The organism is Streptomyces sp. NRRL F-4489 (assembly GCF_001509485.1).
GTDB lineage: Bacteria > Actinomycetota > Actinomycetes > Streptomycetales > Streptomycetaceae > Streptomyces.
In genome coordinates this window covers 21,114-35,257 of sequence record NZ_LLZI01000146.1, presented here as the reverse complement: position 1 = coordinate 35,257, position 14,144 = coordinate 21,114, and the positions used below count along the sequence as shown (strand labels likewise).

11 protein-coding genes, 1 pseudogene and 1 riboswitch are annotated in these 14,144 nt (G+C 77.0%); of the genes and pseudogenes, 9 read left to right on the top strand and 3 right to left on the bottom strand.

Annotation, left to right across the window (positions count from 1 at the left end):
- Positions 1-256: 256 nt before the first annotated feature.
- The 3 genes from ADL22_RS13540 to ADL22_RS13530 all read right to left on the bottom strand — a co-directional run bounded on the left by ADL22_RS13540 (position 257) and on the right by ADL22_RS13530 (position 3,682).
- Complete coding sequence (locus tag ADL22_RS13540; RefSeq protein ID WP_079064101.1) at positions 257-1,678, bottom strand: hypothetical protein; 1,422 nt, start codon at positions 1,676-1,678, stop codon at positions 257-259.
- A gap of 97 nt (positions 1,679-1,775) precedes the next feature.
- Positions 1,776-2,903, bottom strand: coding sequence for an alpha/beta hydrolase (locus ADL22_RS13535; protein ID WP_066977781.1), 1,128 nt, complete (start codon positions 2,901-2,903; stop codon positions 1,776-1,778).
- A gap of 110 nt (positions 2,904-3,013) precedes the next feature.
- Positions 3,014-3,682, bottom strand: coding sequence for a class II aldolase/adducin family protein (locus ADL22_RS13530; RefSeq protein ID WP_066977777.1), 669 nt, complete (start codon positions 3,680-3,682; stop codon positions 3,014-3,016).
- 232 nt (positions 3,683-3,914) lie between these two features.
- On the opposite strand from ADL22_RS13530, the gene ADL22_RS13525 reads away from it, so the two are divergent.
- The 9 genes and pseudogenes from ADL22_RS13525 to ADL22_RS35735 all read left to right on the top strand — a co-directional run.
- Positions 3,915-4,646 (top strand): GH25 family lysozyme, encoded by a 732-nt coding sequence (locus ADL22_RS13525; protein ID WP_066977772.1) that lies wholly within the window; start codon positions 3,915-3,917, stop codon positions 4,644-4,646.
- Positions 4,647-4,784: 138 nt separating this feature from the next.
- Positions 4,785-6,062 carry an inorganic phosphate transporter gene (locus ADL22_RS13520; RefSeq protein WP_066977769.1) on the top strand — a complete coding sequence of 426 codons (1,278 nt, stop codon included), beginning with the start codon at positions 4,785-4,787 and terminating at the stop codon, positions 6,060-6,062.
- 40 nt (positions 6,063-6,102) lie between these two features.
- Positions 6,103-6,339 (top strand): hypothetical protein, encoded by a 237-nt coding sequence (locus ADL22_RS13515; protein ID WP_066977766.1) that lies wholly within the window; start codon positions 6,103-6,105, stop codon positions 6,337-6,339.
- Between the two features lie 199 nt (positions 6,340-6,538).
- Positions 6,539-6,674: riboswitch (cobalamin riboswitch) on the top strand.
- 128 nt (positions 6,675-6,802) lie between these two features.
- Positions 6,803-7,774, top strand: a complete 972-nt coding sequence (locus ADL22_RS13510) for a cobalamin biosynthesis protein (protein WP_066977764.1) — start codon at positions 6,803-6,805, stop codon at positions 7,772-7,774.
- Positions 7,775-7,785: 11 nt separating this feature from the next.
- Entirely contained in the window at positions 7,786-9,321 is a 1,536-nt protein-coding gene (locus tag ADL22_RS13505) for a cobyric acid synthase (RefSeq protein WP_107116295.1), read from the top strand.
- A 53-nt stretch (positions 9,322-9,374) separates the two neighbouring features.
- The gene (locus ADL22_RS13500; protein ID WP_234430683.1) at positions 9,375-11,564 is read left to right on the top strand and encodes a putative cobaltochelatase; all 2,190 of its coding nucleotides are present in this window, start codon (positions 9,375-9,377) and stop codon (positions 11,562-11,564) included.
- Positions 11,564-12,163 carry a cob(I)yrinic acid a,c-diamide adenosyltransferase gene (gene cobO, locus ADL22_RS13495; protein WP_066977756.1) on the top strand — a complete coding sequence of 200 codons (600 nt, stop codon included), beginning with the start codon at positions 11,564-11,566 and terminating at the stop codon, positions 12,161-12,163. The genes ADL22_RS13500 and cobO overlap by 1 nt, the downstream gene beginning before the upstream one ends.
- Before the next feature lie 67 nt (positions 12,164-12,230).
- Positions 12,231-13,625 carry a cobyrinate a,c-diamide synthase gene (locus ADL22_RS13490; RefSeq protein WP_066977753.1) on the top strand — a complete coding sequence of 465 codons (1,395 nt, stop codon included), beginning with the start codon at positions 12,231-12,233 and terminating at the stop codon, positions 13,623-13,625.
- Positions 13,615-13,968, top strand: a pseudogene (locus ADL22_RS35735) (cobalamin biosynthesis protein); the annotation flags it as partial. The gene ADL22_RS13490 and the pseudogene ADL22_RS35735, both read left to right, overlap by 11 nt.
- Positions 13,969-14,144 lie beyond the last annotated feature (176 nt).

Here is a 14,144-nt window from a genome sequence, read left to right as displayed (position 1 = left end):
AACTCCAGGGCAGGAAGACGGCGGGTGGGACGGTCCGAAGCGGTCTGCGCCGTCTAATGAACCCAGAGGAGAACTGCCATGCAGGCAGTCTAACGGGCCGGTGCAAGTCGATTTCCGGCGCGAGGGGAGCCCGCCGCGGGACTGTGAGGCAGGCCACAACGGGCGCGCGGGGGCGGCCCGGCGGGGTGCCGTACGCCCAACTCGCGCCGGGCGGCGGGCCGGTGGGCCGCGCCGCCCGGGGCGGTCCGGAGGGCCGTTACGCGCCGCCGGTGTGCACCTGGAAGGCCGCCCGGCGGACGGCCTTGGCGAGCGCCGGGTCGGGGTGGGCGGCGGCCAGCGCCACCAGCACCTGCACGGTGCGGGGGTGGCCGACCGCGCGGACCTCCGCCAGCAGCCGGGGCACCGAGCCCTGCACGGCGGAGTCCAGGTGGCGGACCAGGAGCTGGGTCTCGCCGTGGTCGGCGACGGCCGCGGCGGTGTCCACCCACAGCCACGTCGACTCCTCGCGGGTCAGCACGTCCGCCGCGGTCTCCGGGTCGCCGCCCTCGTGCTCGAAGAGCCACAGCAGGGCGTACGGGCGCAGGACCTGTTCGGCGGCGGCGGCCCGGACGGCGGGCTCGGCGGGGGCGCCGACCGCCCGCAGCGCCTCGAAGGCCAGTCCGCGCAGCAGCGCGTCCTCGCCGCGGGCGGCGGCCAGCAGCTCCTCGACGGCCGCGCCGACGGACCGGGCGGCGAGCCAGGCGCGGTACTCGGCGCGGGCCGGGCCCGGGGTCAGCCGGGCGCAGCCGCGCAGCATGGCCTCCGCGGACTGCTCGATATGGCCGGCCGGGCTCTGCGCGGCGACGCAGATCTGCTCCAGCTTGACCCACACCGACCAGTTGCCGAGCGGCGTGAGCTGGGCCTCGTCGGCCGGTCCGGTGCCGTGCTCCGGGGCCGGCATCAGGGCGCCGACCGCGCGCAGGGCGTCCAGCGCCCAGGCCAGCAGACCGGCCAGCGGCGCCCCCGCGGCGTCGCAGGCCGGCCCGTCGGCGGCGGCGCCGTCCGGGTCGGGGTCCGGTCCGTAGGGCACCTCGCAGCGCTCGGTGCGCAGCTCCGCGACGCGCTGTTCGAGCATGTCGAGGAGGACCGGGAGCCGGACCGGGCCGGCGGACAGGTGCAGCAGGGACAGCAGTTGCGGCACCGCCTCGACGACCTCGGCGACGAGGGTGGGGCCGGCGTCCGCCGGGGCGGGCAGCGCCAGCGACCAGGCGTCGAAGAGCGCGACCCAGCCGCGCAGTACGGCGGTGTCGTCGCGGTCCCAGGCGCGCAGCCGCCAGCCGGGGCGGGCCAGGCCGTCGTGGAGCTCGATGAGGCCGGCGAGCCGGGCCCGGTCCCAGTCGGCGCGGACCTGGTGGGGCGTCAGGCCCAGGGCGCCGGCGGCGCCGGCCACGGCGTCCTCGGGGAGCGCTCCGCGGGGGCCGGCGCGCAGGCTGCCGGTCCGGTCGGCCCAGCGCGCCAGGCGGGCCGCGCCGGCCAGGACGGCGCGGGCCTGGCGGGCCAGTTCCGCGGGCGGCGGGGTGCCCTCGGGGGGCCGGGGCGCCGGGCGGGCGGCCCGGGTGCTCACCGCCCGGCGGGCGGCCGCAATCGGTTGTCGGGGGACGAGTCGGAGCCGGGAGTCGCGCGGTGTACGGGACGTCACAGGAGCAGTCTTGCCGCTGACGGCCCGAAAGCCCAATCGGACGGCGGACCCCGGCGCTCCGGTCCCGGGCCGGCCCCGCGCCGCCGGGCCGGGGGCGTCACATCAGCGGGATGAGGAAGCGGCGCAGGGTCTCCTCGTAGCGGCCCGGGTCGGCGTTCCACATGGCGGCGTGCGGGGCCTGCGGGACGGTCTGAAGGGTGATCAGCTCGGGGCGGCGGGAGGCGAAGCGGCGGGAGGCCGCCCAGGGCGCGAGGGTGTCCTCCGAGCCGTGGAAGAGGAGGACGGGCACGGTCAGTTCGCCGGGGTCGACGGCGTCCTCGGGGCGGTCGACGGGGAGTCCGGTGTGGCCCTCGGCGGCGCGGACGGCCAGCGGGAGCAGGGCGCGCGGGACGTGCCGGGCGGTGGCCAGCGCGCGGACCGTGGTGTGCCGGTCCAGGACCGGGGAGTCCAGGACCAGGCCGGAGATCCGGTCGCGCAGGGCGGACCGGGTGGCGGTGCGCAGCGCCATGGTGGCGCCGGTGGACCAGCCGTGCAGGACGACCGCGCGGGCACCGTGGCCGGCGGCGAAGCGGAGGGCGGCGTCCACATCGCGCCATTCGGTGTCGCCGAGGTGGTGCAGGCCGTCGCCGGTGCGCGGGGCGCCGGGGTCGTTGCGGTAGCCGAGGCCCAGGACGGGGAAGCGCTGGCGGTGCAGGAACGGCAGGACGACCAGGGGGTGTTCGCGGGTGGTGCCCAGGCCGTGGACGGCGATGACCCAGGTGTCGCGGTCGCCGGGGACGAACCACGCGGGCAGGTCGCCCAGTTCGCCGGGGACGGCGACGTCGGTGTGGTCGATGCCGAACGCCTCGCGGGGGCCGCCGACGTGCACCTGCGGGGTCAGCCGCATCCGCGCGCCGGGCCGCAGGGCGCCGCGGGTGACCCGTTCCAGGCGGCGGACGACGGTGTCGGGGGGGTGCGGGGTGCCGTGCACGACGGGTCCGACGACGGCGTGGCAGCCGGCGCCGGCCAGGCCGTACGTACCGGGCCGGAGGGACGCGAGGCTGCGGGTGAGGACGATGTGGTCGCCGGCGGCGGAGTGCACGGTGAGGCGGGAGTCGCCGGGCAGCGGATGGCCGGGCGATGGTTTCAGGGCAATCGCTCCGGCGTACCGGCCGGCCGCCACGGCGGCCGCGCCGGCACCGATCACGGTGGTGGCGGTCGCCGCCGCCACGGTCCCCAGTCGCACCCCTCCAGTGTGCGCATGACCCGCCGGTCCCGGCCACCGGGCGTCGGTACCGGGGCCCGGACCAGCGGCGTTGTACGGCGCGTGGGGACGGCCGGAGGCGGTGCGGCCGCTCAGGCGGGGCCGTCGGCGGGCTGGCCGTAGCCGCGCAGCCGTTCGGTGGCCTCGGCCAGCTCGGCGTCGGAGAGCAGGGTCGGGGTGAGACCGGGCACCGAACGGGCCAGGAGCCAGACCCGGCACATCCACTCCAGCTGGGCGGTGCGGTCCAGGGCCTGGGCGAGGCCGGTGCCGTGGGTGAGGGTGCCGTGGTTGCGCAGCAGGACGCCGCTGCGGTCGCGCAGGGCGGTGAGCGCGTGGGCGGCCAGCTCGTCGCTGCCGTAGAGCGCGTAGGGGGCGACGCGGACCGGGCCGCCGAGCGCGCCGGCCATGTAGTGGATGGCCGGGAGTTCGTCGACGAGGGTGGAGACGGCGGTGGCGTGCGGGGCGTGGGTGTGCACCACGGCGGTGGCCGTGGTGGCGCGGTAGACGGCCAGGTGGAGCGGGAGTTCGCTGGTCGGGCGGAGCCGGCCGATGACCTGGCGGCCGTCGAGGTCGACCGCGGTGGCGTCGGAGGGGCGGAGCCGGTCGTAGGGGACGCCGCTGGGCGTGACGAGGACGGTGTCCCGGACGCGGACCGAGACGTTGCCGGAGGTGCCGGCGACGAGGCCGTCGGCGGCGGTGCGGCGGGCGGTGGCGACGAGCTCGGCCCAGGCGTCGGCGAGGGATTCGGGGTGGTCCTGCATGGGTCCTCCGGTGCGGTGCGGCGGGCGTGCTGGATACGCACGAGGGCGGTGCACGACACCGTACGAGCGGGCCGGGGCACGGTACGCCACGGCACCACCTGTCCGGTATCCGCCATATGGGGAGAGCTAGCACGCTACGGGCGATTGGCCGGAGATCGACCACCTTGCGTCGATCATCCGTTAACGTCGAGTGAACGGCCACCCCCCACATGTCCTCGCCAAGGGGGAATCCATGACGTGTGACCTCTCCACCTCCCGGGCCGGACTGGCGGCCGCGATAGCCGCGGCGTCCCTGGCCGGTACCGCACTCACCGCACAGCCCGCGCGGGCCGACGCCCGGCCCCTGGGGCACGACATCTCCGCGCACCAGAAGCACATCGACTGGCGGGCGGCGCGCGCCAAGGGCGCGCGGTTCGTCTACATCAAGGCCACCGAGTCGCACAGCTACCGCAGCCCGTCCTTCGCCGCGCAGTCCCGCGGCGCGCGGGCGGCCGGACTGCTGCGCGGCGCCTACCACTTCGCGGTGCCCAGCGCCTCGTCCGGCACCCGGCAGGCCCGGTTCTTCCTGGCCCACGGCGGCCACTGGAAGCGGGACGGCTGGACGCTGCCGCCGGCCCTGGACATCGAGCGCAACCCGTACCGCGCCGGGAAGCCCTGCTACGGGCTCGGCCGGGCGGCGCTGGTGCGCTGGATACGGGCGTTCAGCGACGAGGTGCGGCGCGCCACCGGCCGGCGTCCGGTGATCTACACGACCGCCCCCTGGTGGAACCGCTGCACCGGCGGCAGCCGGGCCTTCGGCGCGACCCATCCGCTGTGGCTGGCGGACTACACCGGCGCCGCGCGGCCGCCGGCCGGCTGGAGAGTGGCGAGCATCCGGCAGTACGCCGCCCGCGGGCCGCTGCCCGGTGATCAGGACCGCTGGAACGGGACCCCGGCGCAGCTCAGGAAGTTCGCCAACGGATGAGGCGGAAGTGACGGCTGAGGCACCTCCGCGTGAACCCTGCGGGGGTGTCACCGCGGCGCCCGGCCCAGTTCACCTCCCGTTCACCCGCCGTCCGTACGGTCCCGACGACACTGACCATCGAACGGATTGCCTGGGTGAATGGAACACATCACGCTTCTCATCGGGATCGTGATCGTCACGGCCTTGGTGTTCGACTTTACGAACGGCTTCCACGACACGGCCAACGCAATGGCCACCACCATCTCCACCGGGGCTCTGCGACCCAAGGCCGCGGTGGCGATGTCGGCGGGACTCAATCTCGTCGGGGCGTTCCTCTCCGTTGAGGTGGCCAAGACCATCTCCGGCGGCATCATCGACGAAAGCGCCGGCATCCGGCCCGAAGTGATCTTCGCCGGCCTGGTCGGGGCCATCGTGTGGAACCTCCTGACCTGGCTCGCCGGCCTCCCCTCCAGCTCCTCCCACGCCCTCTTCGGTGGTCTGATCGGCGCGACGCTGGTGTCCGTGGGCACCGGCGGCGTGCACGGCGAGGCCGTCGTGATGAAGGTCCTCATCCCCGCGGTGGCCGCGCCGTTCGTGGCCGGTCTGGCCGCGATGGCGGCGACCCGCCTCACCTACCGGCTGGCGCGCGGCCGGGCCGAGGCCGACACCGCCAAGGGCTACCGTGCCGGGCAGATCGCCTCGGCCGCGCTGGTCTCGCTGGCCCACGGCACCAACGACGCGCAGAAGACGATGGGCGTGATCACCCTCGCGCTGATCACCGGCGGGGTCATCGCCCCGCACTCCGACCCGCCGATGTGGGTGATCGCCTCCGCGGGCCTGGCCATCGCGCTCGGCACGTACCTCGGCGGCTGGCGGATCATCCGCACCATGGGCAAGGGCATCACCGACATCCAGCCGCCGCAGGGCTTCGCCGCCCAGACCGGCGCCGCGGCCACCATCCTGGCCTCCTCGCACCTCGGCTTCGCGCTCTCCACCACCCAGGTCTGCTCCGGCTCGGTGATGGGCTCGGGCCTGGGCCGCAAGGGCGGGGTGGTGCGCTGGTCCACGGCCGGGCGGATGGTCGCGGCCTGGGGGCTGACGCTGCCGGCCGCCGGTCTGGTCTCGGCCGGCGCGGCGTTCCTCGCCGACCAGGGCACCTGGGGCGTGGCGGCGGTCGCCGTCCTGGCCCTGGCGGTCTGCGGCGGCATCTGGGCGGCGTCCCGGCGCAAGCCGGTGGACCACACCAACGTCAACGAGGGCCCGGCGGCCGAGCCGGCCGGTGTCGTCACCACCGCGCTGCAGACCGTCTCCCCGCCCCCGGCCGGCCCGGTCGCCGCGGCCGTACGGGCCGTGGACACCCCGTCCGCTTCCGACGCGCTGACCGCCTCCGACGCCGTGGCGGCCGCCGCCCGGCCCGCTCCGGCCACCGCCCCCTGACGGCCCGGCCACCCCTTCCACGGACCCCAAGGACTCCTTCATGCACATCGACTGGGCAGCTCTCGGCCAGGTCTTCGGCGTCAGCCTCGCGGTGACGGTCGGGATCGTGGGCCTGTTCACCGTCGGCATCGTCGGCACCTCCCGCAAGCCGGCCGCGGACGGCGAGGCGGCGGCCACGACGGCGCCGGGCGCCGGGGCGCGCGCCGGGGCCCTGGTGGCCTTCGCGCTCTGCGCGGCGGCGGTGGCGTACGGGATCTACCTCATCGTCGCCACCTGAGCACCCGCGCCGGCGGATCCGGCGGCGGACGGGGCGTCCGGTGGGCGCGGCTGCGGCCGCTCCCCCGGGCGCCCCGTCCGCGCAGCGGCGGCCTGTGGTGTCGGACACAGGGCGGGCGGCGGGGCAGCGTCGCAGGTCAAGGGCGAGTTGACGGGCCTTCGCGGACCGTGGTGGACTGCCGGGGCCAATCGGCGACAGCAGAGGAAGTCCGGTGCGAATCCGGCGCGGTCCCGCCACTGTCACCGGGGAGCGCCCCTCCGAAAGAGGGCCACGGCCCGTACGCGCTACGGGCGGGAAGGCCAGGGGGCGGCGCCGATCCGGGAGCCAGGAGACTCTGGTCGCCGTCACGTCGAGCCAGGGCGCGGACCCTGAGTGAGGACATACCACCATGCCCGGCTGCCCGTCGAGAGCCCCACTGCCCGCTGCCGCAGGGTCCCTTCGGGGGCGGACGGCGGCCTGACCGATGCGCGGCGAACACGCGGGATATGCGTGCGGCGCGGCCCTCGGCTTCCTCGGTGACCTGATCGCGGCGGACCCCCGGCGCGGCCATCCGGTGGCCGCGTTCGGCCGGGCCGCGGCCGCCGCCGAACGCCGCCTGTGGCGCGACCACCGCGGCTGTGGTGCCCTCCACACGGCGCTGTGCGCGGGCGGCGCGGCCGCCGGCGCCTGGGCGCTGGAGCGCGCCGTACGCCACCGGCCGGGCGCCCGCACGGCGCTGACCGCGGCGGCGGTCTGGGCGGTCCTGGGCGGCACCTCGCTGGGCCGGGAGGCCCGGACCGTGGGCGCGGCACTGGCCGCGGACGACCTGGCGGCGGCGCGGGCCCGCCTGCCGCATCTGTGCGGCCGCGATCCGCAGGCGCTGGACGGGCCGCAGATGGCCCGCGCGGTGGTGGAGTCGGTCGCCGAGAACACCTCCGACGCGGTGGTCGGCGCCCTGGTGTGGGGCGCGCTGGGCGGCGTGCCCGGCCTGGTGGCGTTCCGCGCGGTGAACACCCTGGACGCGATGGTCGGTCACAAGTCGCCGCGCTACCGGCGGTTCGGCTGGGCGGCGGCCCGCCTGGACGATGTCGCCGGCTGGCCCGGCTCCCGGCTGACCGCGGCGCTGACCGTACTGGCGGGCCCGGACCGGCGCGGTGCGCTGCGGGCCTGGCGGGCGGACGGCCCGTCCCACCCGAGCCCGAACGCGGGCCCGGTGGAGGCGTCGTTCGCCGGGGCGCTGGGCGTCCGGCTGGGCGGCACGCTGGCGTACGGCGGGCGGGTGGAGCACCGGCCGGTGCTCAACGGCGGGGCGCGGCCGCCGGCGGTGCCCGACATCGAGCGGGCGGTGCGGCTCTCCCGGCGGGTGGGGCTGCTGGCCCTCGGGGCCACGGTCGCCGGACGGCTGGCGGCGGGCGCGCTGCGGCGCGGGAGCGAGAGCGGGAGGACACCCCGGTGAACGGGCAACAGGTGAACGGCCAAGTGGGCGGCGGACCCCAGGGCGGCGGGCTGCTGGTCGCCGGGACGACGTCCGACGCCGGCAAGAGCGTGGTGACCGCCGGCATCTGCCGCTGGCTGGTGCGCCAGGGCGTCTCGGTGGCGCCGTTCAAGGCGCAGAACATGTCGCTGAACTCCTTCGTGACCCGGGAGGGCGCGGAGATCGGCCGGGCGCAGGCGATGCAGGCCGCCGCGGCCCGGATCGAGCCGACCGCGCTGATGAACCCGGTCCTGCTCAAGCCGGGCAGCGACCGCTCCAGCCAGGTGGTGCTGCTCGGCAAGCCGGTGGGCGAGCTGAGTGCGCGCGGCTACCACCAGGGGCGGCAGGAGCAGTTGCTCGGCACCGTCACCGACTGCCTGGCGGAGCTGCGGCGCACCCATGACGCGGTGATCTGCGAGGGCGCCGGCTCCCCCGCCGAGATCAATCTGCGCCGCACCGACATCGTCAACATGGGCCTGGCCCGGGCCGCCCGCCTCCCGGTCGTGGTGGTCGGCGACATCGACCGCGGCGGCGTCTTCGCGTCGTTCTTCGGGACCACCGCGCTGCTGTCCGCCGAGGACCAGGGCCTGCTCGCCGGGTACCTCGTCAACAAGTTCCGCGGCGATGTCACGCTGCTGGAGCCCGGTCTGGAGATGCTGCGCTCGCTCACCGGGCGGCAGACCTTCGGCGTGCTGCCGTACGCCCACGGGCTGGGCATCGACGAGGAGGACGGGCTGAACGTGTCGCTGCGCGGGGCGGTCCGCGAGTCGGTGGTGGCGCCGCCGGCCGGCGAGGACATCCTCCGGGTCGCGGTCTGCGCCGTCCCGCTGATGTCCAACTTCACCGACGTGGACGCGCTGGCCGCCGAACCGGGCGTGGTGGTGCGGTTCGTGGACCGGCCCGAGGAGCTGGCCGACGCGGATCTCGTCGTGCTGCCGGGCACCCGGGGCACGGTCCGGGCCCTGGAGTGGCTGCGGGCGCGCGGCCTGGCGGACGCGGTGGCCCGGCGGGCCGCCGAGGGCCGCCCGGTGCTCGGCATCTGCGGCGGCTTCCAGATGCTCGGCGAACGGATCGAGGACGAGGTCGAGTCGCGCGCCGGCACGGTCGAGGGGCTGGGCCTGCTGCCGGTCCGGGTGCGGTTCGCGGTGGAGAAGACCCTCGCCCGGCCGTCCGGTACGGCGCTCGGCGAGCCGGTGGAGGGGTACGAGATCCACCACGGCGTCGCCGAAGTGGCGGGCGGGGACGAGGAGTTCCTGGACGGCTGCCGGGTGGGCGCCGTGTGGGGCACGCACTGGCACGGGTCGCTGGAGAGCGACGGGTTCCGGCGGGCGTTCCTGCGCGAGGTGGCGCGGGCGGCCGGGCGCCGCTTCGTACCGGCGCCGGACACCCGCTTCGGCGCGCTGCGCGAGGAGCAGCTGGACCGGCTGGGCGATCTGATCGAGGAACACGCGGACACGGACGGGCTGCTGCGGCTGATCGAGAAGGGGGTGCCGGAGGGGCTGCCGTTCGTGCCTCCGGGAGCGCCGTGAGCACGGCGCGGGAGACGACAGGAGCCGGCCGGACAGGTGGAGGACGACAGGGCATGGCAATGACGCGGAACGCGACCCGGCAGTACCCGTTCACGGCGGTCGTCGGCATGGACGACATGCGGCTGGGACTGCTGCTGAACGCCATCTCGCCGGCCATCGGCGGGGTGCTGGTGCGGGGCGAGAAGGGCACCGCGAAGTCGACGATGGTGCGCGGGCTGGCGGAGCTGATGCCGGCCGTGGACGTGGTCGCCGGCTGCCGGTTCTCCTGTGATCCCCAGGCGCCGGACCCCGGCTGCCCGGACGGACCGCACGGCGCGGCCGCCGCGGAGTCGCGGCCGGCGCGGATGGTGGAGCTGCCGGTCGGCGCGTCCGAGGACCGCCTGGTGGGCGCGCTGGACATCGAACGGGCGCTGTCGGAGGGGGTGAAGGCGTTCGAGCCGGGCCTGCTGGCCGACGCGCACCGCGGTGTGCTCTACGTGGACGAGGTCAACCTCCTCCACGACCACCTGGTCGACCTCCTGCTGGACGCCGCCGCCATGGGCGCCTCCTACGTGGAGCGCGAGGGGGTCTCGGTGCGGCACGCCGCCCGCTTCCTGCTCGTCGGCACCATGAACCCCGAAGAGGGCGAGCTGCGGCCGCAGTTGCTGGACCGCTTCGGGCTGACGGTCGAGGTCGCGGCCTCCCGGGAGCCGGCGCGGCGGGTCGAGGTGGTCCGCCGGCGGCTGGCGTACGACGCCGATCCGGCGGGCTTCGCGGCGCGCTGGGCGGACGAGGAACGGGCGCTGCGCGAACGGATCGCGGCGGCCCGGGAGTTGCTGCCCGCGGTGGCGCTCGGGGACACCGCGCTGCGGCAGATCGCGGCGGTCTGCGCGGCGTTCGAGGTGGACGGCATGCGCGCGGACATCGTCATGGCGCGCACCGCCACCGCGCTGGCCGCGTGGGCCGGGCGGACCGAGGTCCGGGAGGAGGACGTGCGGCAGGCGGCGCTGCTGGCGCTGCCGCACCGCCGCCGCCGGGCGCCGTTCGACGCCCCCGGTCTGGACGAGGACCTGCTCGACCGGACGCTGGAGGAGTTCGCGGGCCAGGAGGAGCAGCAGGGCCAGGACGGGCCGGACGGCCCGGCGGATGGCGGGGACGATCCGGAGCCGGACGGTCCGGACGGGGGCCCGGACGGGGGCCCGGACGGCGGGCCGGACGGGGACGGTCCGGGCGGCGGGCTGCCGCCGCAGGAGGACGCTCCCCAGGCGGACGGCCGCCAGGAGCCGCCCGTTCCGCACCAGCGCGAGGAAGAGGCCCAGTCGGCGCCCGCGAAGGACGAGGCCGGGTCCCGGCCCGAGGGCGGCGCGGCCGCCGAGGCGCCCGCGGTGGCGGCCGGTGAGCCGTTCCGCACCCGGCGGCTGGACGTCCCGGGTCTCGGCGAGGGCGCCGACGGCCGCCGCTCCCGGGCCCGTACCGCGCACGGCCGGACGACCGGCGCCCGCCGCCCCCGGGGCGCCCTGGGCAAGCTCCACCTGGCCGCCACCGTGCAGGCCGCGGCCCCGCACCAGAAGGCGCGCGGGCGGCGCGGCCCCGGCCTGGTGGTGCGCCGGGACGATCTGCGCGAGGCGGTGCGCGAGGGGCGCGAGGGCAATCTCGTGCTGTTCGTGGTGGACGCGTCCGGGTCGATGGCGGCGCGGAAGCGGATGGGCGCCGTCAAGGGCGCGGTGCTGTCGCTGCTGCTCGACGCGTACCAGCGGCGCGACAAGATCGGGATGATCACCTTCCGGGGCTCCGGCGCCGAGCTGGCACTGCCGCCGACCTCGTCGGTGGAGGCCGGCGCGGCCCGGCTGGAGCGGCTGCCGACCGGCGGCCGGACGCCGCTGGCGGAGGGGCTGCTGCGGGCCCAGGAGGTGCTGCGGGTGGAGCGGATGCGGGACCCGTCCCGCCGCCCGCTGCTGGTCGTCGTCACCGACGGCCGGGCCACCGGCGGCCCCGAGCCGCGCGTCCGGGCGCACCGGGCGGCGGCCCTGCTGGCCGCCGCGGGCACCGCGTCGGTGGTGGTGGACTGCGAGGCGGGCCCGGTGCGCCTGGGCCTGGCCGGCGAGCTGGCCCGGGAGCTGCGCGGGACCGCCGTGACCCTCGACGAACTGCGCGCGGACCGCGTCTCCGCGCTCGTACGGACCGTACAGGGCAGGCCCGGGACCGGCGGCGGCGCCGGGCGGGCCGCCCACCGACCGGGATCCTCCAACAGGAAGGCCGCGTAATGCCGCAGGGACAGCCGAGCGTCGTACCGGACGACGGGCTCACCACCCGCCAGCGCCGCAACCGCCCGCTGGTGCTGGTGCACACCGGCGAGGGCAAGGGCAAGTCGACCGCCGCCTTCGGTCTGGCGCTGCGCGCCTGGAACCAGGGCTGGCCGGTCGGGGTGTTCCAGTTCGTGAAGTCGGCGAAGTGGAAGGTCGGCGAGGAGCGCGCGCTGAAGGTGCTCGGCGCCTCCGGGGAGGGCGGCACGGTCGACTGGCACAAGATGGGCGAGGGCTGGTCCTGGGTGCAGCGCGACTCGCAGTTCAGCAACGAGGAGGCGGCCCGGGAGGGCTGGGAGCAGGTCAAGCGGGATCTGGCCGCGGAGACGTACAAGCTGCTGGTGCTGGACGAGTTCGCGTACCCGCTGAAGTGGGGCTGGGTGGACGCCGAGGAGGTCGTCGCGGTGCTGCGGGACCGCCCCGGGGCGCAGCACGTGGTCATCACCGGGCGCGGCGCGCCGCAGCCGCTGCTGGACTACGCGGACCTGGTGACGGACATGACGAAGGTCAAGCACCCGATGGACGCGGGCCAGAAGGGCCAGCGGGGCATCGAGTGGTGAACGGCGGGAACGGCGGCAGGTGAACGGCGGATGGTGAACGGCGGATGGTGAACGGGAAGAGCGCGCGATGAGCACGGGTGGGGTGCCCCGGCTGGTGATCGCCGCGCCGTCGTCCGGCGCGGGGAAGACCACGGTGGCGACCGGCCTGATGGCGGCGTTCGCCGAGGCGGGCCTTACGGTCTCGCCGCACAAGGTGGGGCCGGACTACATCGACCCCGGCTACCACGCGCTGGCCACCGGCCGGCCGGGCCGCAATCTGGACGCCTTCCTGTGCGGTCCGGAGCGGATCGCGCCGCTGTTCCTGCACGGGGCGGCGGGCGCGGACCTGGCGCTGGTCGAGGGCGTGATGGGGCTGTTCGACGGCGCCTCCGGGCGCGGCGAACTGGCCTCCACGGCGCAGGTGGCGAAGCTGCTGCGGGCACCGGTGGTGCTCGTGGTGGACGCCTCCTCGCAGTCCCGGTCGGTGGCCGCGCTGGTGCACGGCTTCGCCTCCTGGGACCCGGAGGTCCGGCTGGCCGGGGTGATCCTCAACAAGGTCGGCTCGGACCGCCACGAGGAGCTGCTGCGGGACGCCATGGAGTCCTCCGGGGTGCCGGTCCTCGGCGCGCTGCGCCGTACGGAGCTGGCCCGGACCCCGTCCCGGCACCTGGGCCTGGTGCCGGTCGCCGAACGCCGCGCCGAGGCCCTGGAGTCCGTACGGGCGCTGGCCGCGCGGGTGCGCGAGGGGTGCGATCTGGAAGCGCTGCTGGCGCTGGCCCGGAGCGTGCCGGAGCTGCCGGACCGGCCGTGGGACCCCGCCGCGGCGGTGGCGCCGGCGGCCGGGGGCGGCGGGCGGCCGGTGGTGGCGGTGGCCGGCGGGCCCGCGTTCACCTTCACCTACGCCGAGCACGCCGAGCTGCTGGCCGCGGCGGGCGCCGAGGTGGTGCCGTTCGATCCGCTGCGCGACGAGCGGCTGCCGGCCGGGACCCGCGGGCTGGTGATCGGCGGCGGTTTCCCCGAGGTGTACGCGCCGGAGCTGTCGGCGAACGCGCCGCTGCGGGCCGAGGTGGCCCGGCTGGCGGCGTCCGGGGCGCCGGTGTCCGCCGAGTGCGCCGGGCTGCTGTACCTGTCCCGTTCGCTGGACGGGAAGCCGATGTGCGGGGTGCTGCCCGCCGACGGCCGGATGACCGAGCGGCTGACGCTGGGCTACCGCGAGGCGGTGGCGCTGGCGGACAACGCGCTGGCGGCGGCCGGGACCCGGGTGCGCGGCCACGAGTTCCACCGGACCGTGCTGGAGCCGGGCGCGGGTCCGTCCCCGGCGTGGGGCGTGACGCACCCCCGGCGCGGGGTGGAGGGCTTCGTGTCCGGCGGGGTGCACGCCTCGTATCTGCATCTGCACTGGGCGGCGGAGCCGTCCGCGGCGGCCCGGCTGGTGGCCGGCGCGGCCCGGCGGCCGGAGCCGGCCGGGGGCGGTGCCCGGTGAGCCGGCCGGCCCGGTGAGCCCGGCGGCGCTGGTCGCGGGGGTGGGCGCGCGCCGCGGGGTGCCGGCGGCGGAGGTGGTCGAGCTGATCGCCGCGGCGCTGGCGGCGGCGGGCGCGGAGCCCGGTGCGCTGGCCGGGCTGGCCACCGTCGCCGCGAAGGCCGGTGAGCCCGGACTCCTGGGCGCCGCACGGGAGTTGGGGGTGCCGCTGTGGGCGTACCCGGCCGGGCGGCTGGCGGCCGTACGGGTCCCGGCGCCGTCCGCCGCCGTCCGGGCCGCGGTGGGCACCCCGAGCGTCGCGGAGGCGGCCGCGCTGCTGGCCGCCGGGCCGGGCGCGCGGCTGGTCGCCGGCAAGCGGGTCTCCGCGCCGCCGGGGCGGCCGGGCGCGGCGACCTGCGCGCTGGCGGCCCCGGCGGAACCGGACAGGCCGGACGCCGCCGCCCTTACCTCCGGTACGGCGGGCGCGCCCGCACTCCCCGCGGCGGGTGCCGCTATCGTCGTCCCCTCCCCCGGCCCGCCGCG